Here is a 23,110-nt window from a genome sequence, read left to right as displayed (position 1 = left end):
GCCGTTTCCCCCTGCCTCTTGACCTGGCGTTTGAAATGGGGTGAAATGACATCATTCAACTCGTTAAAGTGAGGCTGGCATGGCCAAAGAACTGGTCCAACATCGTATTCAAAAGCTTCGTGAGGCCGCAGGTCTGGACAGACATCACTTCGCTGCACGGATCGGCAAGTCGTATACGGCGGTGTGGAATTGGGAGACCAAGGGTACGGCCACGACGTTCGTGCCGGAGGACGCATCGATCAAAGCCATCGCTTCCGAGTTCGCCGCCGAGGTCGAAATGACGCCCGAGCAGCTGAGGGAATGGTTGAGAGACGCGAATGGAAAACCTCCGATGTTTAAGGAAGGCACGGGTGAGGACCACAACGAGGCCAAGCCGAACGTCCACATGATTCTTGAAAGTATCCGGGAGCTTGAGAAACTGCCCGAGGTACGTGCCTATAGCGCGCTGCTCAAATCGTTGAAGGTAGCTTGATTGCACGGCGCAGCACCCTCCGCGACCGTTGCTACACATCTAGAGAACTGAAAGTTATGAACAAACTCAGGGATACACCTGGAAGGGATCGTCGCGCTGGCGTTCCGCGTCTACAGTCAAGCACCCACGACGCCGAAAATTCCGAACAAATTTCGCGTCAAGAATGGCTCCCCGGTCGGCCGAGAAAGGCACAATGACTTTTATCTGACCACAGAGGAAAGTGACGATCCGTCTCGTGAGTTCTCGATTGATACGGCTCCCGCAGTGGAGAACCGCGCAAACATGTGAATTGGAAAGAAGGGAGCCACGCGAGCGTCGTGGGCTCGCATGGCTCCAGTGCAGTCACGCCCTTGTTGTCCGGGCAGGATCAAACCCTCTTTCACCGGCGCGACTGAAAGCGCGAAGAAGAGGCGCGAGGCAAGCGCCGATGGACGCTCAAGCCTCGCGCGACCCAGCGGAGTTGTCGTCGAGTGAAGGATCAAGAATCCCTCGACGAGAGGGTGGCCGCTGGGATTTTAGTTGAATGCGCCGTTGAGGCGAACGACGCCGGTTGCGGACGGGTTCGCCGCCGCGAAGATCAGACGCCGGGGTTGCGATAGAAACCGCGGTAGTCGATCGCGCCAACACCAAAATCATGCTCCAGAGCGATGCGAACGCCTTGAGTTCCGAACGGACTGTGAACGGTCGTGCGAGGACCGGACGCGCCATTGAGGAAGCCATAGATGAAACAAGGCACGCGAGCCGGATCGGCAGCGATGTACCACGAGCTGTCCGTGATATTCGCGTCGGAGACAGAGTGCAGCTTGCCGCTGTACGGGTTCACCGAGCCAACGGCGGTTGGAGTGATCGACGCGACGAGCTGATCCGCGACGGTCTCATTTGCCGGGCCGGTCAGGATGATCGCGGGCGGCACGTTGATGAAGTTGCCGGAGAGCGACTTCATCCCACGCAGCGCTTCGCGAGCAGCCGAGACCGTATCAATAGAAGGAGCCGCGCCAGTGCCAGCGAGGTTGCCGTGACCGGCTGCGAAAACAGCGGTGCCGTCGGTAGCCAGCGTCGGGTTCGAGTTGAACAATTTGAAAAACTCGGTGTTCTCGAAGGCGCGGACCATCTCACCAGCCGACGCCAAAATCTGATCGATAGCACCAAGGTCGTCATTCACGAGCATAGTTCTGGAAATCGGGAACACAGAGCCGAAAGGGCTGACCGAAGCGCTTTCGGAAGCGTCCAGCGAACCGCCGACCTTCAATTCTCCGTTTTGCTGCACCGGCTGAATGGCCGGGAAGTCGCCGGTACGAACCTGCGGATGCGGACGGAAATCCTTGAACGGACGTTCCACCGCGAGCTGCCGATAGGTCGGCATCACGAGCTGGTAGCGAGCGAGCAGGCTCTTATTCAAGGCATTGGAGAATATGGCCGGAAAATCGCTCGTGCTCTGGAAGGCGCGCTCTAAGATGGTGCTCGCCGCAACAACGTTAAGATAGGTGCCGCGACGAGCCTGATACCCGATGCACTCAGCAGCGATCTCGACAAGCGAGCGACCCATGTACTGACGGGCCTGCGCTTTGTGCGCCTCGAAGCGAGCCCTGCCGAGCGGATCGGTCGGCCCCTGATACTCTATGCCGGTCATGCCGCGAGAGCTGAGGATGCTAGATGCGAGAGCGATGCTCATCGCCTCAGCGACGCCATCGCGTTGGTCGCGAAGGATGCTGATACGGTTCATTGAATTTTGCTCCTGAATTTGCCGGGCGACGTGATGTTCGTCGCGAACACTGTTGTTTGCGGTTGTGAGGGGCGGCCGTGCCGCTCGGGTCGGTGTCAGATGCGACGTGCGATCAAGCATCCGCTGGCGGGCTTGCATGCGCTTGCGAGCGGCATCGGCCGGGCTCGCCACGCCATCGAATGAACGAACGACAGCCTCCGCGTCGGCTGGCACGCTCACGAGGCTGCCTTCGAGCAGTTGCCAGCGAACGGCAGTGAAGGTCAGATCGGCACCGAGCGGAATGCGGTCGTTGTCGGGGTCGAGCACTCGACCCTTCGCGTCGGTGATCTCCCAACGTGAGACAATGTATCCAACCGATACGCTCGTGATCTCTCCGCGCTCGACCATGCCGAGAGCAGCTTCGCCCTGCGGGGTCTTGTTGAATTGAACGCGGCCGAGAAGCGTCTCGCCTTCAAACCAGATGCGAATGAAGCGACCGATGGCGGCAGAAATCCCGCGCTGCGTATGACTATCGAGCAGCGGAATGCCAGCGCTTTCGAGTCGGGACAGATCAACGGCATCCGGCGCGATACGCAAACGCTCGGTGCCGTAGCTTCTCACGACCGGGCTGCCCTTGCTGAGCACCACGTCAACCGTGCGCTGCTCTGCATTGAATGTACGCGGGGCCGCTCCGCTCTGTGCGAAGCGTCGCCCCGAGAGGGGAAGATGTTTCATTGTCTCTCCTGACGCGGTTTGCGCGTCTGTGTTTAGGCTGCCTTCACAAGACGGCTGGGACGTTCGCGAACGATCAGCTCGCGCGTCCAACGCGCTTCATTTTCGATACGACGAGCTGCGGGCGGCAATTGCGCGACGATGGCACGAGCGAGATTTTCGATCTCCTTGCCGCTCGTGACACGCTCACCAATCTTTGCTGCGACCGGCAGCAACGCTTCCGCCGCAACGACGAGTGCGGCGAGCTTGGTTGCGAATTCCGCATGATCTCGGTCGAGAGCGGCAGCGGCTCGCTCGGCAGCTTCGCTCGCTAGATGTTCGTCAAGCTCTGCCTGCGTCTCGCTGATCTTGCGTTGCAGAACGGATAGGCGCGTATTGAGTGCGGCGACGCGGCGCTCAGTGTCCGATAGCGAGCTTTCCACTTTCGCGACTTCATCATTTGATGCATCACCAATCAGTGCGGCATACTGCTCGGTAAGCGCTAAGGCCGAAGCCTTGGCTTCGTCGAGCTGCGAAGTAATGTCGGTGCGGTGGCCGTTGAGTTTATCGAGATCGGCCCGCAAGCGAACGGCGGGCTCCTTGGTTTTGAAAAATGCCATAGATAATCCTTCCGATGTTTTGATTTTTTGAGTGAGCGGGGAATTCCGGTTGAAGTAAAGTCGCGGGTCGATCGACCTGTGTCGTCGCCCTATCGAGGTCAGCTTTCGCTGATACAGCCCCCAGCTCGTTGCCGGGGTTTAGCCAGCTCGCGACCTTGATCGCGAGAGCCCCCTGAATGCCTCAACGCGGGTGTCGCGCCGTTACGTTGAGCTGCATATCGAGCCCTTCATCCACCGGAGGACAATCTCGACTTGGTGCGACAATCACCGCCGCAAACGGGCCATCGATCAACGATGACACCGCGCATAGTAGTCGCCATGTTCACACTCCGCGTGCGACTTCCGAAAATTTCCGATTTTGCAAAGCTCGGCTTGACGAGTTACTTTTGACGCGCTGCTCGTCGGTCATAGACGGCGAAGAAATCAGTAACCTTCACGGTGATGAGCGTTCCGGCTCCGCCCGGTTGGCGACATCCAATCGCATTGTGCGGTCGGGTTTCCTCATCGCCGCTTTCCTTCCTCCATCGGAGGTAACGCTTGCAAAGGTCGTTCGCGGTTGAGCCGGGCATGATTTTGGGGTCAACCATCTCCAGCGCCAGCACGTCCGGGAGCGGCATCCACGTTGGGAATTCCTGCGCGTTGCGCGCGGCCATTGCCGCCAAGATGCCGTCCGGCGTCTGAGGTTGGGTCAGCCTTGCTTCGAGATTTGCAACCTTGCGCCGGAGCGCGGCGGTTTCCCGCTCGGCAGTTTCGAGCTGAGATCGAAGCTCGGCAAGCTCATGCTTGGAGGAGGCTTGCGGCCCTGAAACCCGGATGGAGTTGACGGAGCGGAAATAGATCGGGACCGTAAACTCGCGTTTCGTAGCGTGAACGCTCCAAAAGTCAGGCATGAACTCATGCCGCATGACTTCGACCACCGTTGCCCCGTTCAAGATTATAGCTCCCTAAATGTTTTGTATCGCTTACCGACCGACGTGGTGATGCTTGCTGCCGGTCGCAACCCAATGAAGCAGCCGAGCGGGTTATCCACCGCGTCAGTGCTTTCGTTGCCGCAGGGAAGCGCGCATAGAGCACGGTGCGTCGGGCCGGTGGTTCTGGCGGGCCTTCTGATGTCGATGGCTCCTAGGGCATTGCCCCCGGCCAGCCTCAATCTCCGCATCAAGTGTACGACGAACGATGCCGGGCGAGATGCGTTCGGCATCGCGTACTTCTCTGGCTTCCCGCACACTGCGATATGTCAAGGCGATGTCTGCCACCGTTGGTGGGCCTTCCTTTCGAGAAGGCCCACGCCTAGTGCCATCACATTGGGTTGCCACCTCACGCGCCCGCTGCGCGGCGTCATACTCATCAGCAAGACGACGCTTCGCTTGTGCTGCAATCGGCTGGATTTGGTCCTGATCGACTGCATTGCTCATATCTGAGCCAAATGCCAGAGCGGTTGCGCAACATTTGCAAACAGGAGGCGGAACCCCTTGTAACTTTATTGCGCCTAGCGCTATGCCGAGCTGGCGCGTTACCCGATCCCCATCCCCCTCCCGGAAGGACCCAAGCGACGCCCCGCAGGCTCAAGGGAGCAGCGGCCCAAGCGCGTTGCGCTCACCACAGGCCACGCCAAGCCCACACAGACAGTGGGGAGAGAGGCGGCACCATCCTTCACGGTAGAGACTCTCTTGTTGATCTGCATTTTGGGCGGTGTCGTTTGCTGCGTTTCCACCGTGACGGCAACGCCACACACAGGCCACGTCGCCGATCATGTTGCAGATCGAAACATGATCCTGCATCCCGGTCACCGCTGCGAAGCGACGACCGGCTGAGCACCGGCAACACCGTCGTCGGCCGCTGCATCGCGTTCGATCGCGGTGCTGAGGATGGAGACCCTTGCTAGGGGTGGTCACAGGGCTGAGCATGTCGGAGTCAAACCGTGCGTTCCGCCTGATGCGAGATTGCATCAGCATCAACTTCGGTCTTAGGGACGATGCTGGGCGAGGTTCGGGCACCGGACACAGGGCAATCTGATTTGGGCTCATGTCCTGCCGCGAAACCCCTCCAACTCTGTGCTCGCTGAGACAGGGCCAAGCGATGCTCGGTCGAGAAGGATGGAGCACGCCGCAACCCGATTGCATCGCGGAGCTGATGCGCTTGATCCTCGGCCGGAACGCGATCGATGCGAACGATGCCCTCTTGATCACCATCAAGGGTGACGGTGCAGAATGCGTCGAGCGACTTCTTGACCGATCCCCAATGCCGGGCAGATCGGCAGCCAACATAGGCTCGATATACACCGTCGCAGACGCGAACTGCACCACGAGAGGCGGAGAGCGTCCAATCTCCGCATTCGTCACGCTTGAGAGAGCTGCCAGTGGCGTTGATCGCACAGCGCAGCGTATCCAGCTCGGCACGATCTTGAACGCGGAGCCGATTGAGTGTGGTTTCGTCCATTAGACCTGTCCAGTTATGTGCTTCGCAACTCGGCATGCACGACGATCCGCCAGCCGCGAAGATATTCGCGTTCGGTATCGCTTGAGCCGATCAGGTTGAAGAAAACCATCAAGATGGTGTCTCCATCCTTGGGAAATTTGCCCGTCCATCACCGACCCTGAGAGTGCTCACCGCTGCGGTAGCGCGGCACATACGTCGCGGTTCGACCCCGATCGATGCGCTTCATCGCACGATCACGTCGCGCTTCCATCTGGCGCTCGTGCTGGCGTTCGGTCGAGAACGTGTCGGCCGCTTCGAGTGCTGCCGATCTGTACGGCTTGCCGGGCTGTTCGACGTATGTACCGGGCACCATCCACACCGAGCAGCTTCGTCCGTGATCGCCATGGTAGACGACGAAATCAGCCTGCATCGCATGCTTACGCTCGATGTAGGTCGTCGTGCTCATTTCTCCTCCGGTGGTGTCGCTGTGTTGTGGTTGTGACAGACGACTACTCCACGACCATCGCGCCCGTCGAGAACTAGTGAGTGATTTCGGAGCCACGATGCTGATTGGCTGGCCGCGCGTTACGTTCCGTCCTTGTCACGCCATTTGCGATGCGGCTGGTCTGCTCGCTGCCGGGTACCTGTCGGGGAGGCTGCGCGAAAACGAAGCGAGACGATACAGGAACTTCCGCATCTGCTCTGCCGTCTTGGCCTATTAGGATCAATCCCGCTCCGCCGTTGGCCACGCTCAGAATAGTCGGTTCGCCCTCCCACGTTTTAATGGCTTCCATTCCGATGGTGAGAAACTCACCCAAAGGCTGGTCCAAATATTGAATTCGCAGTTGCGGACCGACCTCCGCCGCAGCAAGTTCAAATCCGAGTTGCCGAGCGCGCTTATAAACCGCAGCCAATGTCACAGTCTCGGACGTGAACCCAAGCTGGGTTGGCGATACGACGACAAGCTCAACGGCTTGTCTGCTAGGACTGACAGTGAAGGCTGGTCGAGCTAGTACCTCCGCAGCCTCTCCGCCCACACCGCAACCCATCGCGTCCAGCTTGTTCCGAAGCGCAACAGGATCGGCAAAATTGCCCAATTCAATCGTCCTCCACGTCGGGACCTCATGGGCGGACTCAATCAGTGGCTCGGGCGGAGCGACTGCTTGTGCGTTGCCGCCATGCATCAGTTGTCTCTGCAAAACGTCACGAGCTGTGCACTGCGCCCACGCAGAGCTTGCGAATTGAGCGATGCAAGTCGCGCAAAAGATAGTGATGACGAAGCTGCGGCAGCCTTGCCGTGAACTCGAATGATGTTCAATGACACTGCGAGCAGCGCGGTCTAGGAGAATAGACATCTCGAAAATCGCAATGTGCCAAACTATCGGACAGAAAACTCCCGCCTCCGAGTCATGGGAAGAACGGAGGGAAAATGCATCAGAACAAACATTGCCCAGCCGACTTTTGAAATGCGGCCGGAGGCGGGGCCTCTTAGGGCTAAGGATTTCCAGTTATCAAATGACAGGCGGTAGTCCGTAAGCCTGATCGCCCGCCCACATCAGACCTAGGAGGAATGATGCTACCTGCACGATAGCACTGCGGTTTCGTCGCTTCAATCCTCTAAATCGAACGGCACGTCGATCCACCGCCATAGAGCTGCTCTTGCCTCGGTCGGCGAGGAGCCTCGCGAAGTCGCGCGAGATGCCATTTGATGCCCCGTTCGAGCGAATGGCGACATGCCGACTTGCCGATTTCGCTAGTCGGTCAGCCAAACATCATCTTGGTCATTGCCTTGCTTCCTTGAGCTTGATGGTGACGACGGTATCGGATGAGAGACGTGGGTGATGTAGCCAAAGCGGATTGAAGGACTTCGCCGTTCGGTATAGCTGAGCACACGAACCCGCGCCTCTGATGACGGGTGCGAACGCAACTCGGTGGCGCGTTTCCACGACATGCGGGGCGGAGCGCTTGCGCGCCCGCCCTCGCATGGCGCTTTTGCCGTATGTCGTCGTTGACTGGAGCGGCGGAAAAGATCGCGTTTGCGTCTCTGGACCCCCGTATGCTGCAAGCAGTGCTGGGGGCGAATTAGTCTCAACAATCTCACCCAAGCGACCGACCTTCCTTAACCGGAACCACTTTGCCCGGCTCACGCCGAGTTTTTCCCACGGCTTCGTCTGCGCCAGCGATTGACTGTGCGGCTTCGCGCCCTTGGCACGCCGATCTCGTGCCCTGCGCTGGTTCTTGATCTTGCGGCGACGGTTGGCACGCGCTGCCTTCTTCTTGTCGATCGCGCCGATCATAGTGATCCCGAGCCGGATACGATCGGCAAAGGTCAAGCCAATCACGTCAGCAGCATCGTCGGCATTCCAGCGGCGGCGACGACGCCGGTCAAACGCTGCATCGACCACCTCCTCATGCTCATTCTCATCGAGCCAAGGTGCCCAGCGGTTCGCGAAGTCGCGAACCGACTTATCAGGATTGGACCGCTTGCTCTCGGCGAGATGCACAAGAGCGATATCGAGGCTCCTGCGACCGATGTCGTCGTCGGGAAGTTGATCGCCATATCGATCGCCGAAATACGCCACGAATTCGCGGACACGCCTTCTAGCGATAAAAACCAAGCTTGGGGTTTTGAACGCGCGGCGTTTCATCCGAAGCAGCGCTGCATTTTGGCGCGAGAGCCTCTCGCGTCTCTCTTGCGAAATCGAGGTTGCGTGTCTATTTGTCATCGAGTCGTATTTCCTTTGCGACAAAGTGTTTGGCGACTGGGCCGGTCCATGCAGGCAGCGGGACCGGCCTTTTTCTTTGCACATGATCAGGGCGATAAAGGCCGCTCCGCTTGGAGCGGGCGGTTGTGTTGATGCTGATCGTGAGGACTGGTCTCTACGGGCTATCCATTCAGCTCCGATTTCCAAAGACAAAAATCGCGAATGCGCAGTTTCGTGGAAAACTCGCAAGGCCGCGCCGATATCGCGCGAGACCGTTGAAACTCGGTCCATATCGCCTATGTCGTACCAGCGAAGCGTCGGCCGCGAACCCGGAGCCCAGAAGGGCCATCGAGATTGTGTCGGCGATTTTCGCTTTTCCCGACCGACCAACGACAACGTGCATCGCGAAGGTGCGACCTAGCACCGATACGTCGCTCAGAGCGGCCGACGCGGCCTATGATCTTTGATCATTCGCGAACGGAGGATGACAGTGACCAAGATCAGGACGGCGGCAGTCTACGCCCGCTTCTCAAGCGATCTGCAAAAGGACCGCTCAATAGACGATCAGATTGCGCTCTGCGAGAACATCGCGAAGCAGCACGGTTACCGCGTCGTCAAGGTCTATAGCGATCGGGCGAAGTCGGCCGCGACGATGTTCGAGCGCGATGAGCTGCTCGCAATGATGAAGGACACCAAGACGGCGAAGTTCGATGCCGTGGTGTGCGAAAGCCTCGATCGCATCTCGCGCGATCAGGAGGACTTGGCCGGTATCTTCAAGCGTCTGCGCTTCCGCGAAATCGCGCTCATCACGAGCGAAGGTGTGACTACCGATATCCACGTCGGTGTGCGCGGCATCGTCGGCTCGATGTTCTTGACCGATCTCGGCAACAAAGTGAAGCGCGGTCACAACGGCAGAGTGCGCGAGGGCAAAATTCCTGGAGCTGTCACCTATGGCTATCGCATGATCCCCGGCAAACCGGGCGAACGCGAAATACATCCAGAGCATTCCAAGGTCGTGCTCAGAGTGTTTCGGGAGTATGCGAGCGGAAAGACGACGCGCGAGATCGCAGCTAGTCTAACTCGCGACGGCATCCCCACACCGAGCGGTGGGAAATTCTGGAACCACCAAACCTTTACCGGGGGGCGCGGCGGCAAACGCGGCATGATCGGCAACGCGCTCTACGTCGGCAAATTGATCTGGAATGCGAACCGCTCTGTGCTCGACCCGGATAAGGGCACGAAAGTGAAGCGTCGCGGCAAGCCTGAGGACGTGATCACCGTTAATGTGCCGCATTTGCGGATCATGCCGCAGGAGCTTTGGGACGCCGCCAATGGCATTTGCACGGGCCGGGCTGAGTCGAAGTTTGGGGCCGGTGGCAAACGCCCCCAGCGCATCGGGTATCGCCCATATAGCCGGGAGCATCTTCTCGCCGGAATGCTCACCTGTGGAGCTTGCAACGGCCATATGCGGATCGCTCAAGTATCTAGGGATGGGGGACCGCGCGTCGCTTGCGCCGCCGCTCATCAACTCGGCACGTGTCAGCATCGCAAGAGCTACGACATGAAGGTGTTGGAGGAGACGGTTCTTTCTGGCGTCAAGGCTCACTTGACCAGCCCGCAAGCTTTGAAGGAATTCACCAAGGGCTATCACGCAGGATGGGCTGAGCGGCAACGGGAGATGCGCTCAGATCGCGATAGCACGCAGCGGGCTCTCAACCGAGCCAATGTCGCGATTGATCGGGTCGTCACCGCCATTAGCGATAGCGACGAGCCGGTGAAGGCGCTGGCAGAGAAGCTCAAGCGGTTGGAGACCGAGCGTGCTGGATTGGAGCAGAAGCTAAAGCTCATCGAGAGCGATGGAGGCACTAGCGTTGTGAGCCTGCATCCGCTCACCATGGAGAAGTTCGCCGCAAGCATTGATGGCCTGCACGGTCTTTTGACCAGCCAGAATGATGGCTCCGACGATGCTGCCCGCGTTCGCTCGGCTTTCAGGAATATCTTCGAGACAATCGTGGTGCATCCGACCGCGAAGCGGATGCCGTACCAGATCACACCTTACGCTAGACTCTCCGCCATCTTGGGGGTCGGGTTGTTTCCGACGGTACGCACCAACGAGGAAATCCTGAAAGAACAAGGGTTTGGCTGTACCGTTTTTGGCGGCTCCGATAAATCCGTGTCCTCGTAATAGACGCGGACCTGCATGTGGTGGCGGCCGTCGCGGATCTCGCCGTCGAGATGAGCTGTCACGTCGCGAGCCTCTTCGCTTGTCGCTACAGGCCCGTTTTGCGCAAAAACGGCCGGCAGCGCAAGCGCGGCTAGGACACGGCTGCCACCGGCGCCCGCCCCAGCGTGACCTCGACGATTTCAGGCGGCACCCCGACGCGGACGGGGAGGATGCTGCAACCGAGACCGCCGGAAACAATGACGTCGCATTTCAGCTGAAAGTGACCATAGGCGAGTTGCACGGCATATTGCTGCGGAAGCGCGGGCGACCAGCCAAACAGGCGAATCTGGCCGCCATGAGTGTGGCCGGAGAGCTGTAGCGCGACGCGCGCGGGCACGCGCCAGGCGATATTTGGCTCATGCGCGAGCAGGATCACGGGCGCATCGTCGGTGACCTTTGCGAGTGCAGCGGCGAGATCGTCCGCACCAAAGCGACGTGCGCGGCCGTAACGTTGCGCAGGCGCATATGCGAGTTGATCGCCGAGACCGGCGAGCCAGAACGAGCGACCATCCTTGACGAGACGTACGACGTTATTCTCGTAGACGGGAATGCCGGCAGCCTGAAGCGCGCGATGGGCAACCGTCGTCCCCTGCCCGGCCCGCTGCACGACCTTGTCGTCCCAATAGTCGTGATTGCCCATGACCGCGTGAACGCCGAGGGGAGCCTTGAGGCCCATCAACACCCTGGCCCATTCATCGGCCGGAATGAGCCGCGTGACGTAGTGGTGACCGGCGACATAGTCGCCGAGCAGAACGATGAGATCGGGCCTGAGCGCATTGGCCTGGTCGACGATGGCCTCGATCCGCTCCAGCGACATCCAGGGGTCGCAGGCGTGGATGTCGGCGATGACGGCAATCTTCAGCGGCAAATCCGCAGGCCATTGCCGCGGCGTCGGATGATAGCGGGTGATGCGCGGCCGCAGTTCCGGCTCGACGCCGACGCCGTAGGCGGCCGTCGAGATGCCGAGAGCGGAAAGGCCGCCGACAGTACGGATGAGATGACGCCGAGAGATCATGGAAGCCCGCTTCTGATGCGCTTCCGTGATGCGATCCGATTGGAGCGGAATTGGGGTGCGCTCGTGCAGTTCATCTGCACGGAGATCACCGAAAGTTCATGACAGCGACGACAATTCGCGATTGCGCAGATCACTCGTCGCTGTCGTCGGTGCCGAACAGGCCGAACTGGGCCGCCGCATCGCGCGAGGGTTCCGCAATGCCGAGATGCCGGAAGGCGTGCGAGGTGAGCAGACGGCCGCGCGGGGTGCGCTGGAGATAGCCGCACTGAATGAGATAGGGCTCGATGATGTCCTCGATCGCATCGCGCGGCTCCGACAGAGCCGCTGCCATCGTTTCCACGCCGACCGGGCCGCCACCGTAATTCGTCGCGATCGTCGTCAGGTAGCGGCGGTCCATGGCATCGAGACCGGCGGCGTCGACCTCGAGCGCGCTGAGCGCATGATCGGCGATCCTGCGGTCGATCTTGTCGGCATTCGCGGCCGAGGCGAAATCGCGCACGCGGCGCAGCAGGCGACCGGCGATGCGCGGCGTGCCGCGGGCGCGGCGCGCGATCTCGTTGGCGCCGTCCGCGCTCATGCCGACATTGAGCACGCGCGCGCCGCGGGTGACGATGCTCTCGAGCTCCTCGATCGTATAGAAGTTGAGGCGGACCGGAATGCCGAAGCGATCTCGCAACGGATTGGTGAGCAGGCCGGCGCGCGTGGTGGCGCCGACGAGGGTGAACTTCGACAGCTCGATCTTCACCGATCTCGCCGCCGGCCCCTCGCCGATGATGAGGTCGAGCTGGAAGTCTTCCATCGCGGGATAGAGCACTTCTTCCACCGCGGGATTGAGGCGATGGATCTCGTCGATGAAGAGCACGTCGCGCTCTTCGAGATTGGTCAAGAGGGCCGCGAGATCGCCGGCCTTGGCAATCACCGGGCCCGACGTGGCGCGAAAGCCGACGCCGAGCTCCTTCGCCACGATCTGCGCCAGCGTGGTCTTGCCAAGGCCGGGCGGACCGACGAACAGCACGTGGTCCAGCGCCTCGCCGCGCTTGCGTGCCGCCTCGATGAAGATCGAGAGATTCTTGCGTGCCTGCTGCTGGCCGACGAAATCGGACAGCGACTGCGGACGCAGCGCGGTGTCGCCGACATCATCGCTGCGGCGTTCGGGCGACACCATGCGGTTGGCCTTGGGATCGCTCACTTCGCGAGCTCCTTCAAGCCGAGGCGAATGAGCTGCGCCGTTTCGGCATTCTCACCCGCATTGCGCGAGGCCGAGGCGATGGCTGCAGCCGCCTGCGGCTGGCCATAGCCGAGATTGACCAGCGCGGAGATCGCGTCGGCCACCGGTCGCGGCGCGCGCTGATCGTCGACGGCGCCGGCGAGATGCACAACGGCCGGATCGACACTGGCAAAGGCCGGCGCCTTGTCCTTCAACTCGGTAACGATGCGCTCGGCGACCTTGGGACCAACGCCGGGGGTGCGCGCCACCGCGGCCTTGTCGCGCAGCGCGATCGCGTTGGCGAGTTCGGAAGGCGCCAGGGTGCCGAGCACCGCAAGCGCGACCTTGGCGCCGACGCCCTGCACGGTCTGGAGCAGGCGGAACCATTCGCGCTCCTGGTCGGTGCGGAAGCCGAACAGCTTGATCTGATCCTCGCGGACGTAGGTCTCGATCGACAGCACCGCGGCTTCGCCCGGCGCGGGCAGATGCTGCAACGTCCGCGCCGAGCAATGCACCTGATAGCCGACGCCGCCGACGTCGAGGACGACATAATCCTCGCCGTAGGAATCGATCAAACCCTTGAGCTTGCCGATCATAGTCCCACCACCTTCAGCCTGAGCGCCGTGCTCTGGCGGTGATGAGCATGGGTGATGGCGATCGCGAGCGCGTCGGCAGCATCCGGGGTCGGAGGCGCGGCCTTCGGCAGCAATATCTTCAGCATCATCGCGATCTGTTGCTTGTCGGCGTGGCCGGCCCCCACCACGGTCTTCTTGACCTGGTTCGGCGCATATTCGGCGACGCTGATGCCGAACATTGCCGGCGCCAACATGGCGACGCCGCGGGCCTGGCCGAGTTTCAGCGTCGCAGCCCCGTCCTTGTTGATGAAGGTCTGCTCGACCGCCGCTTCCATCGGCTTGTAATCGGACAGAACGGCCGCGAGCCCCTCGTGGATCGCGAGCAGACGGCTCGACAAAGGCAGATCGTCCGGCGGTTCCACCGAACCGCAGGCGACATAGATCAGGCGGTTGCCTTCGGCCTCGATCACGCCCCAGCCGGTGCGGCGCAGGCCGGGATCGATGCCGATGATGCGAACGGGTTGGCGAATCGGGAGCGCGGTCATGGGCCAGTGATAGCGGTTGGCCCATGATAGCGAAACAGAAACAGAACAGAAGTCCCCGGAGAAAGGCGGCCGGGCGCCCCTACCCGCCCAGCTTCGCGACCAGCGCGTCCGAGATCTCGAAATTGGCGTAGACGTTCTGGACGTCGTCGTGCTCGTTGAGCAGGTCCATCAGCTTCAAGAGCTTCTCGCCGGTCTCGTCGTCGACCGCGACCGTGTTCTGCGGCTTCCAGATCAGCGCGGCCTTGCGCGGCTCGCCGAACTTGGCTTCCAGCGCCTTGGCGACGTCGCGATAGCTTTCGGTCGAGGCGTAGATTTCGTGGCCGCCTTCACCCGAGACCACGTCGTCGGCGCCGGCCTCGATCGCGGCATCGAGCACCGAATCGTCATCGGCGACGCTGCGGTCGTACTCGATGACGCCGGTGCGGTCGAACATGAACGAGACCGAGCCGGTTTCGCCGAGATTGCCGCCGGATTTGGTGAAGAAGGATCGGATGTCGGAGGCCGCGCGGTTGCGGTTGTCGGTCAGCGCCTCGACGATGACGGCGACGCCGCCCGGACCGTAGCCCTCGTAGCGGATTTCGTCGTAGTTCTCGCCGTCGCTGCCGAGCGCCTTCTTGATGGCGCGCTCGATGTTGTCCTTCGGCATGTTTTCCTGCCGCGCGGCGATCACGGCGGCGCGCAGGCGGGGGTTCATGGCGGGGTCGGGCGTGCCCAGCTTGGCGGCGACGGTGATTTCCCGCGCCAGCTTGCCGAACAGCTTCGACTTCTGCGCATCCTGCCGTCCCTTGCGGTGCATGATGTTCTTGAATTGGGAATGTCCGGCCATGCGTGATCTTCTCTAGGAAATCGTGCGTCAAAGGTGAGCGTGGGGAAGCGCGGCCTTATAGGCCGCCAACCCATCGGAATGAAAGAGCCTCTCATACTTTAAGGTAATAACGTAGTGGCCCGTGCCCGGAAGTCAGGCATCGTTAACCCTGATTTCATTCCAGCTTGCGAAAATAGCGTCCGCCCATCTCCCGACAAGAGTAGACCCCATGGCGTTCGCATTTTTCCGGAAGCGCCTGCCAGACATGGCCACGCCAGTGGCCTCCCTGCAGGCCGCGGGGCCGGCGGTCCTGTCCACGCCCGCTCCGGCCGCTGAGGTCGATTCGGCCCGGGAGATCCTGGAACTGCTGGAACTCGAGCTCGGCGCCATGATCCGCCAGCTCGAGCGTGCCGCCAATTCGGTCGCGGGCGGTGCCGAGGCGACCGCGGCGACGCTCGCCGATATCCGCCAGCGCACCGACGCGCTGACCGGGCGGACCAATGCCGCACAGTCCAACGCTTCGAGCTTTGCCGATGCCGCCGACAAGTTCACCCAATCCGCGCAAGGCATCGGTGCGCAGGTCCGCGAGGCCGGCAAGCTCGCCGACGAGGCCAGCGCCGCGGCGCAGGAGGCGCGCGACAACGTCGACCGCCTGCGCGAGTCCTCCGCGGCAATCGGCAATGTCGTCAATCTGATCGCCCAGATCGCGCGGCAGACCACCCTGCTCGCGCTGAACTCGACCATCGAGGCCGCACGCGCCGGTGCCGCCGGCAAGGGCTTTGCCGTCGTCGCAACCGAAGTGAAGGCGCTCGCGGTGCAGACCCAGAGCGCGACGGAAGAGATCTCCAAGAAGATCGACGCGCTGCAGCGCGACGCCGCCGGATCGGCGGACGCGGTGCATCGCATCTCGCAGGCGATCGAGGCGATCCGCCCGGTGTTCGACACCGTCAACGGCGCGGTGGCCGAGCAGAACGCCACCACCAGCGAGGTCTCCGGCAACGCCAGCAGCGCATCGCAATTCATCATCTCGGTCGGCCGGAGCGCAGCCGAGATCGACGCCGCGACCAAGGCGGCCGAGACCCATGGCGAGAACGTCGCCAGCGCCGGCAAGGCGGTGACGACCTTCGCGCAGAAGCTGAAATCGCGCTGCGCGGTGCTGCTCAAACAGAGCGAGCACGACGACCGCCGCAAGACCGAGCGGCTGCCCTGCCATCTCAAATTCGAGGGCGCACGCGGCCTGCTGCCGGTCTACGAGATCGCGATGGACGGCGTGTTGATCGGCGGCACGGAGGCAAGCCGGCTCGCGCCGCAGGCGATCATCGACGGCACGCTGGAAGACGTCGGTGCCTGCCGCCTGCGCGTGGTCGAGCAGTCCAAGGCCGGCGCCCGCACGCAGTTCGTCAGCCCGAGTGCCCAGCTGCGCGAGAAGATCGAAGACAAGCTCTGGTCGATCCACGAGGAGAACACGGAGTTCGTCACCCGCGCGATGGAAGCCGGCAACGCGCTGACAAAGATCTTCGAGCAGGCCGTCGCCCGCGGCGAAGTCAGGATGGATGACCTCTTCGACACGGACTACGCCGAGATATCAGGCACCAATCCTCAGCAATACCGCACGAGATATCTCGATTGGGCCGACCGCGCGCTGCCGCCGTTCCAGGAAGCCTTTCTCGCCAGGGAGCCGCGCATGGCGTTCTGCGCAATGGTCGACCGCAACGGCTTCCTGCCCGTCCACAACAAGATCTATTCGCATCCGCAGCGGCCGGGCGATATCGCCTGGAACACGGCCAACAGCCGCAATCGCCGCATCTTCAACGATCCCGCGGGGTTGGCGGCCGCGCACAACCAGCGCTCGTACCTGATCCAGAGCTATGCGCGCGACATGGGCAACGGCAACACGGTGATGATGCGCGAGATCGACGTGCCGATCCGCGTGCAGGGCCGGCATTGGGGCGGGTTCCGCACGGCTTACAAACTGTAGTGCGCGCTCAGGCAAGACGCCGGGCGCGAATCATCCTCTAACGTCGAAATTGGAATGGGAATGCCGCGGTGAGCCGATGGACGGCCCCGAGTTGAGAAAGCCCGTAACATGTCCCTCGCACAACTTGCCGTCATGGACACCGCGTCCAACAGGACGCTCGCCGAACGGCTGATCGACCAGCTCGCCGACCGCATCGGCGGCCTCGGCGTCGAGCTCGCCGACATCGCCGGCAACGTCCAGGAGGTCGCCAACCGCGTCGCCAACCAGTCGGACCGGTTCCATCACCTCCAGAAGACGGCGGAGACCATGGTCTCCGCCAACCACGACATCGCCAACGCCTCGCAGGCGGTGCAATCGACCACGTCGGCCGCGGTCGGCGAGATCGCGCAGTCGCGCAGCGCCGTCGATACCGCGGTCAGCCACATCTCCGAGCTCGTCGCGGCCGTGGAGCGGATCGAGGCGCGCCTCTCCGCCGTCGGCTCCGCGCTGGCGCAAGTGGCAAAGGTCTCCGGCTCGATCGAGGCGATCGCCAAGCAGACCAATTTGCTGGCCCTCAACGCAACCATCGAAGCCGCGCGTGCCGGCAATGCCGGCCGCGGCTTCGCCGTGGTCGCGAGCGAGGTCAAGAACCTCGCGGAGGCGACCCGCCAGGCCACGCACCTGATCTCCGACACCGTGCGCGATCTCGACGGCCAGATCGAAGGCCTGATCGGCGAGAGCAGCGACGCCTCGCAGCGCGCCAAGACCGCCGGCGAAGGCGCGCAAGCGATCTCCGGCATCATCTCGCGCGTCCAGCAGGGCTTTGCCTCGGTGGAGGCGGAGATCGACAGCGTCACCCGCGCGGCGACCTCCAATCTCGGCCATTGCGACACCGTGATCAGCGAGCTCAACGAACTCGCCAGGGGCGTCGACCTCTCCTCGCGCGATCTCAAGAGCGCCGACCAGCGCGTGACGAAACTGCTCGACACCTCCGAAGGCCTGATCGCGCTGATCGCCGACAGCGGCGTCGAGACGTCGGATGCGCCGCTGATCCGCGTCGTCGTCGACACCGCCAAGCGGATCTCGGCCGAGTTCGAGGCCGCGATCGAGCGCGGCGAGATCACGCTCGACAAGCTCATGGACGAGAACTACCGGGAGATCTCGGGCACCGACCCAAGACAGTACACCACCGCCTATGTCGACTTCACCGACCGCGTGCTGCCCGCGATCCAGGACCCGATCCAGAAGTCGGACCCCCGCATCGTGTTCTGCGTGGCCTGGGCCAAGGGCGGGTACCTTCCGACGCACAATCCGAACTACCGGCTACCGCAAGGCAAGGACCCGGTCTGGAACAACGCCAATTGCCGGAACCGCCGCCTGTTCACCGATCGCGCGGTGAAGAAGGTCGCGGCCAACACAAAGCCCTTCCTGCTCCAGACCTATCGCCGCGACATGGGCGGCGGGCAGTTCGTGCTGATGAAGGATCTGTCCTCGCCGATCATGATCCGCGGCAAGCACTGGGGCGCGTTCCGGATGGGTTTCCGGCAGAGCTGAATCAAATCTCGAAAACAACCCCATGCACAGTAGCCGCGGGACTTTTTGCCTCCACCGCAAACGGGAAAGGCAGCCCACTGCCGACGCCGCGTCATCCTGACTTCGACTTGCCAGGAACTGAATGCAGACGTTGACCCGTCGGGCAAAACAGGCGCATAGTGCTATTATTCCGAAATCATGGGCGAGCCGCTGCGATTGGTCCCGTCGGACGCATCGCGCTCACCGCGCCATTTCCCAATCGCACGAATTTCGTCATCGCATGATCTTGCGCGTTCGCACGATCGTCTGCGGCGGTCGACGGCGCGGATGACGAAAATGCGTCAGAAAATGATGCTTATCATATCAATTAGCCCAAAACCTTCGCACGGATCGCAGCACAAATTCGTGAACGTCATGGCCTGACGCACCAGCTGCGCAGATATGCATTGCTGCGAATTTGAAAGCTTCATCGTTTCGCATCGGTATGATTATGGTCGCGCGCGAGTTCGCCGACTGAATCGCCGCCAGCGATCAGGCGAAGAAGGGGATGCACATGGCAACAACTCTTACCATCAACGGCGAAACGAAATCGTTCGACGCGCCACCGGAAATGCCGCTGCTGTGGGTGCTGCGCGACATCCTCGGAATGACCGGCACCAAATTCGGCTGCGGCATCGCGCAATGCGGCGCCTGCACCGTGCATGTCGACGGCAAGGCGGTGCGCTCCTGCGTGCTGCCGGTCAGCGCGGTGGCGAACCGCGCCATCACCACCATCGAGCACGTCGGCAGCACATCTGCGGGCGCCAAGGTGCAGAAGGCCTGGCTGGAGGCCGAAGTGATCCAGTGCGGCTATTGCCAGTCCGGCCAGATCATGTCGGCCGCAGCCCTTCTGGCGGCAACACCCAACCCTGACGACGCCGATATCGACGCCGCGATGGCGGGCAACATCTGCCGCTGCGGCACCTATGTGCGCATCCGCGCGGCCATCAAGCTCGCCGCGTCCGGCCGTCAGTCGTGAGATCAGCCATGAATGCACCCGACAACGTTTCCCGTCGCACGCTTCTGACCGGCGGCCTCGCCACCGGTTTCCTGCTCGCCTTCCATCTGCCGCTGCGCGCCGCTCCGAACGAGCCGATGCAGAAGGATGCGACCGACGGCAAATTTGCGCCCAACGCCTTCATCCGCATTGACGAGACCGGCCGCACCGTACTGATGATGCCGCAGGTCGAGATGGGCCAGGGCACCTACACCTCGATCTCGGCCGTGATCGCCGAAGAGCTGGATGCCGACTGGAGCAAGGTCGAGGTGCAGCACGCGCCACCCAACGACAAGCTCTACGCCAACCCGACCTTCGGCCTCCAGGTTACCGGCAATTCCAACTCGATCCGCGCCTGGTGGCTGCCGCTGCGCAAGGCCGGCGCCACCGCGCGAGCGATGCTGGTGCAGGCAGCTGCCAGCCAATGGGGCGTCGAAACCGCAAGCTGCATGGCATCGAAGGGCGAGGTTACCCATGCCGCCAGCGGCCGCAAGCTCGGCTATGGCGAGCTGGCGCTCGCCGCGCAGGGCCAGACGCCGCCGAAGGACGTCGCGATCAAGGATCCCAAGGACTTTGTCCTGATCGGCCAGCCGCTGAAGCGGCTCGACACGCCCGACAAGGTCAATGGCAAGGCGCTCTACGGCATCGACGCGATCCTGCCCGACATGAAGATCGCCGCGATCGCCAATTGCCCCGTGTTCGGCGGCAAGGTCGGCAAGGTCGACGACAGCGCTGCGATGAAGGTCGCCGGCGTAAGCAAGGTCGTCGTGCTCGACGACGCCGTCGCGGTGATCGGCGATCACATGTGGGCGGCGAAGAAAGGTCTCGAAGCGCTCGACATCGAGTGGAACGAAGGCCCGAACGCCAAAATCACCACCAACGACATCTGGCAGAACCTGCGCGATGCCAGCGCAAAAGACGGCGCGGTCGCCAAATCCACCGGCGACATCGCCAAGGCTCTCGCCACCGGCGACAAGTTCGAGGCGGCTTACGAGCTGCCGTTCCTCGCACATGCCTCGATGGAGCCGATCAACGCCACCGTGCATGTCACGAAAGAATCCTGCGAGATCTGGACCGGCACGCAGATCATGACGCGGGTGCAGTCGGAAGCGGCAAAGGCCGCCGGCCTTCCCGTCGAGAAGGTGATCGTCAACCAGCACCTGCTCGGCGGCGGCTTCGGCCGCAAGCTCGAGCCGGACATGGTGATCGCGGCCGTGAAGATCGCAAAACAGGTCGACTATCCCGTCAAGGTGATCTGGACCCGCGAGGAGGACATCCAGCACGACGTCTACCGGCCTGTCTATCGCGACCAGATCACGGCGTCGCTGGTCGATGGCAAGGTCGCAGCCTGGAAGTACAAGATCGCGGGCTCCGCCGTGATTGCGCGCTGGCTGCCGCCGGCCTTTCAGAAGGGCATCGACATCGACGCAGTCGACGCCGCCGTCGACGCGCCCTACGACTTCGCCAATTTCCACGTCGAATATGTCCGCGCCGAGCCGCCTGCGGTGCCGACCGGCTTCTGGCGCGGCGTCGGTCCGAACAACAACGTGTTCGCGATCGAATGCGCCATGGACGAGCTCGCGCGCAAGGCCGGCAAGGACCCGATCGAATTCCGCCGGGCCATGCTGACCAGGAACCCGCGCATGCTCGCGGTGCTCAACCAGGTGGCTGAAAAGTCCGGCTGGGGCCAACCGCTGCCGCCGCGCGTCGGCCGCGGCGTCTGCGTGCAGCCGTCATTCGCGAGCTTCATCGCGACCGTGGTGGAAGCCGAGATCGACGACGTCGGCGAGATCGTGCTTCGCCGCGTCACCTCCGTGGTCGACACCGGCATCGCGGTCAACCCCGACACGGTGAAGGCGCAGATCGAGGGCGGACTGATCTTCGGTCTCACCGCCGCGCTCTATGGCGAGATCACCATCGACAAGGGCCGCGTGCAGCAGTCGAACTTCCACGACTACCGCATGATGCGCATCAACGAGACTCCGAAGGTCGAGGTCATCGTGGTCAAGAGCGGCGAAGCGCCCGGCGGCATCGGTGAGGCCGGCGTCAACGCCGGACCGCCGGCGCTGCGCAACGCGATTTACGCCGCTACCGGCGTAGCGCTGCGGCGCTTGCCCATCGATCGGAAACTGCTGGCTGCGGGGAAGAAGGCATGATCAGGACAATGCGTATCCTTGCGAGCCTCGTCGTGATCGCCATCGTCGCGGTGGCGCTCGGCGTCTTCATCATCCGCGGGCCCGGCCCGCTCGATTTCGCAGGCGGCACCAAGGTGGCGCTCGCGGACTACCGCGCCGGCAAGCCCACCGGCGTGCCGGCCAGGCTCGAGAAGGCGAGCCTTGTCGAGCGCGGCGAATATCTTGCCAAGGCCGCCGACTGCATGGTCTGCCACACCAAGCCGGGCGAGAAGGGCTATTCCGGCGGACTCGCCTTCAAGCTGCCGTTCGGCACGCTGTATTCGACCAACATCACGCCGGACAAGGACACCGGCATCGGCAATTACAGCGACCAGGACTTTTTGAACGCAGTCCAGCGCGGCAAGCGCCGTGACGGTGCCCGGCTCTACCCGGCGATGCCCTACACGTCCTACACCTATATGAGCGACGAGGACGTGCTGGCGGTGAAGGCCTATCTGTTCAGCCTGCCGGCAGTGCGCGCGAAAGTGCCTGACAACACGCTGTCGTTCCCGTTCAACCAGCGCTGGGCAATGATTGTCTGGTCGGCCGTGTTCAATCCGGACACGCGCTTTGCTCCCGATACGTCGGAAAGCCCGGAGTGGAATCGCGGCGCATATCTGGCGGAAGCGCTGGCGCATTGCGGCGAGTGTCATACGCCACGCAATCTCGGCTTCGCGCTCGACAACCGCAAGAAGTTCGCCGGCGCCATCACCGCCGGCTGGCGCGCCTTCAACATCTCCTCCGACAAGGCGACCGGCCTCGGCAACTGGAGCGATGCGGATCTGATCTCGTATCTCTCACTCGGCCACGCATCGGGTCACGGTTCGGCCTCGGGTCCGATGGGCGAAGCCGTCGACCACAGCTTCAGTCAGTTCGCGCCGGAGGATATCCGTTCCATCGTCGCCTATTTGCGTAGCGTTCCTCCGGTATCCTCGCCCGATCTGCCGGCTACCACGGCGCCGGTCGCGCCCGCCTCGCACAAGGACGGCGTCACGGCAGACGCACGCGGCAAGCAGGTTTTCGCCAGCGCCTGCGCCAGTTGCCACGGCTGGAGCGGCGAAAGCCCGGTATCGCCGATGGCGACGCTGACCGGCACCTGGGCCGTCAACGACCCCGCCGCCACCAACGTCGCGCAGATCGTGATCTCAGGCACCATCAGGCATACGCCTGATGGTGCGCTGTCGATGCCCGCGTTCGGCAATGCGTATAGCGACGACGAGATCGCCGCGGTGGCGAACTACGTGACGGCGCGGTTCGGGACCAAGCGCTCGAAGCTGACGGCGAAGGACGTGGCGGAGCTGAGGGAGCAGACGGCGGAGTAGGTATCGCGCAGACGAACACTGTGAGCAACCGGCGACATAGGTAACAGATCAAACCGACGACATGGGTAACACAATTCTCGTTTCGTTCA

Annotated in this window: 19 protein-coding genes and 1 pseudogene; 7 read left to right on the top strand and 13 right to left on the bottom strand. The window is 62.4% G+C overall.

Translation table 11 applies throughout. The annotated features are described in order from the left end of the window. The first annotated feature begins 79 nt into the window (after positions 1–79). Positions 80–472: a helix-turn-helix transcriptional regulator gene (locus tag QY049_RS15750; protein ID WP_301269563.1), complete on the top strand. Its 393-nt coding sequence runs from the start codon at positions 80–82 to the stop codon at positions 470–472. Between the two features lie 577 nt (positions 473–1,049). Here QY049_RS15750 and QY049_RS15745 read toward each other — a convergent pair. The 7 genes from QY049_RS15745 to QY049_RS15715 all read right to left on the bottom strand — a co-directional run bounded on the left by QY049_RS15745 (position 1,050) and on the right by QY049_RS15715 (position 8,919). After that, the gene (locus QY049_RS15745) at positions 1,050–2,909 is read right to left on the bottom strand and encodes a hypothetical protein (protein WP_301269562.1); all 1,860 of its coding nucleotides are present in this window, start codon (positions 2,907–2,909) and stop codon (positions 1,050–1,052) included. A gap of 32 nt (positions 2,910–2,941) precedes the next feature. After that, on the bottom strand, positions 2,942–3,505 hold the full coding sequence (locus QY049_RS15740) for a hypothetical protein (RefSeq protein WP_301269561.1): 564 nt from the start codon (positions 3,503–3,505) through the stop codon (positions 2,942–2,944). Between the two features lie 380 nt (positions 3,506–3,885). Next, on the bottom strand, positions 3,886–4,437 hold the full coding sequence (locus QY049_RS15735) for a hypothetical protein (RefSeq protein ID WP_301269560.1): 552 nt from the start codon (positions 4,435–4,437) through the stop codon (positions 3,886–3,888). Positions 4,438–5,419: 982 nt separating this feature from the next. Then, positions 5,420–5,944 (bottom strand): hypothetical protein, encoded by a 525-nt coding sequence (locus QY049_RS15730; RefSeq protein WP_301269559.1) that lies wholly within the window; start codon positions 5,942–5,944, stop codon positions 5,420–5,422. A 148-nt stretch (positions 5,945–6,092) separates the two neighbouring features. Continuing rightward, on the bottom strand, positions 6,093–6,389 hold the full coding sequence (locus QY049_RS15725; RefSeq protein WP_301269558.1) for a hypothetical protein: 297 nt from the start codon (positions 6,387–6,389) through the stop codon (positions 6,093–6,095). 73 nt (positions 6,390–6,462) lie between these two features. Beyond that, on the bottom strand, positions 6,463–7,107 hold the full coding sequence (locus QY049_RS15720) for a hypothetical protein (RefSeq protein ID WP_367401191.1): 645 nt from the start codon (positions 7,105–7,107) through the stop codon (positions 6,463–6,465). Positions 7,108–7,704: 597 nt separating this feature from the next. Further along, complete coding sequence (locus QY049_RS15715) at positions 7,705–8,919, bottom strand: hypothetical protein (RefSeq protein WP_301269557.1); 1,215 nt, start codon at positions 8,917–8,919, stop codon at positions 7,705–7,707. A 193-nt stretch (positions 8,920–9,112) separates the two neighbouring features. Between QY049_RS15715 and QY049_RS15710 the strand changes: the two genes are divergently transcribed. Then, complete coding sequence (locus QY049_RS15710; protein ID WP_301269556.1) at positions 9,113–10,813, top strand: recombinase family protein; 1,701 nt, start codon at positions 9,113–9,115, stop codon at positions 10,811–10,813. Here QY049_RS15710 and QY049_RS15705 read toward each other — a convergent pair. From QY049_RS15705 to QY049_RS15680, 6 genes and pseudogenes are all read right to left on the bottom strand, one after another. Next, positions 10,792–10,932, bottom strand: a pseudogene (locus tag QY049_RS15705) (acyl-CoA thioester hydrolase); the annotation flags it as partial. The gene QY049_RS15710 and the pseudogene QY049_RS15705 sit on opposite strands and share 22 nt — an antisense overlap. An 11-nt stretch (positions 10,933–10,943) precedes the next feature. Beyond that, complete coding sequence (locus QY049_RS15700) at positions 10,944–11,867, bottom strand: metallophosphoesterase (RefSeq protein ID WP_301269555.1); 924 nt, start codon at positions 11,865–11,867, stop codon at positions 10,944–10,946. 130 nt (positions 11,868–11,997) lie between these two features. Then, positions 11,998–13,032 carry a Holliday junction branch migration DNA helicase RuvB gene (ruvB, locus tag QY049_RS15695; protein ID WP_258766880.1) on the bottom strand — a complete coding sequence of 345 codons (1,035 nt, stop codon included), beginning with the start codon at positions 13,030–13,032 and terminating at the stop codon, positions 11,998–12,000. A 20-nt stretch (positions 13,033–13,052) separates the two neighbouring features. Continuing rightward, positions 13,053–13,670: a Holliday junction branch migration protein RuvA gene (gene ruvA / locus QY049_RS15690; protein ID WP_194479576.1), complete on the bottom strand. Its 618-nt coding sequence runs from the start codon at positions 13,668–13,670 to the stop codon at positions 13,053–13,055. Then, positions 13,667–14,194 carry a crossover junction endodeoxyribonuclease RuvC gene (gene ruvC, locus QY049_RS15685; RefSeq protein WP_258765120.1) on the bottom strand — a complete coding sequence of 176 codons (528 nt, stop codon included), beginning with the start codon at positions 14,192–14,194 and terminating at the stop codon, positions 13,667–13,669. The genes ruvA and ruvC overlap by 4 nt, the downstream gene beginning before the upstream one ends. Before the next feature lie 79 nt (positions 14,195–14,273). After that, positions 14,274–15,020 carry a YebC/PmpR family DNA-binding transcriptional regulator gene (locus QY049_RS15680; protein ID WP_194479574.1) on the bottom strand — a complete coding sequence of 249 codons (747 nt, stop codon included), beginning with the start codon at positions 15,018–15,020 and terminating at the stop codon, positions 14,274–14,276. 208 nt (positions 15,021–15,228) lie between these two features. On the opposite strand from QY049_RS15680, the gene QY049_RS15675 reads away from it, so the two are divergent. The 5 genes from QY049_RS15675 to QY049_RS15655 all read left to right on the top strand — a co-directional run bounded on the left by QY049_RS15675 (position 15,229) and on the right by QY049_RS15655 (position 23,021). Next, complete coding sequence (locus QY049_RS15675) at positions 15,229–16,977, top strand: methyl-accepting chemotaxis protein (protein WP_258765119.1); 1,749 nt, start codon at positions 15,229–15,231, stop codon at positions 16,975–16,977. A 108-nt stretch (positions 16,978–17,085) separates the two neighbouring features. Beyond that, the gene (locus QY049_RS15670) at positions 17,086–18,510 is read left to right on the top strand and encodes a methyl-accepting chemotaxis protein (RefSeq protein WP_301269554.1); all 1,425 of its coding nucleotides are present in this window, start codon (positions 17,086–17,088) and stop codon (positions 18,508–18,510) included. A 532-nt stretch (positions 18,511–19,042) separates the two neighbouring features. Continuing rightward, positions 19,043–19,507, top strand: a complete 465-nt coding sequence (locus tag QY049_RS15665) for a (2Fe-2S)-binding protein (protein ID WP_301269553.1) — start codon at positions 19,043–19,045, stop codon at positions 19,505–19,507. An 8-nt stretch (positions 19,508–19,515) separates the two neighbouring features. Further along, positions 19,516–21,681: a molybdopterin cofactor-binding domain-containing protein gene (locus QY049_RS15660; protein WP_301269552.1), complete on the top strand. Its 2,166-nt coding sequence runs from the start codon at positions 19,516–19,518 to the stop codon at positions 21,679–21,681. Next, positions 21,678–23,021 carry a cytochrome c gene (locus QY049_RS15655; protein ID WP_301269551.1) on the top strand — a complete coding sequence of 448 codons (1,344 nt, stop codon included), beginning with the start codon at positions 21,678–21,680 and terminating at the stop codon, positions 23,019–23,021. Before QY049_RS15660 ends, QY049_RS15655 begins: the two co-directional genes overlap by 4 nt. The last annotated feature ends 89 nt before the right edge of the window (positions 23,022–23,110 follow it).

This window comes from Bradyrhizobium sp. WYCCWR 13022 (assembly GCF_030435535.1).
Taxonomy (GTDB): domain Bacteria; phylum Pseudomonadota; class Alphaproteobacteria; order Rhizobiales; family Xanthobacteraceae; genus Bradyrhizobium.
Note: the sequence above shows the minus strand (reverse complement) of the source record. Positions and strands in the feature narration are given on the sequence as shown.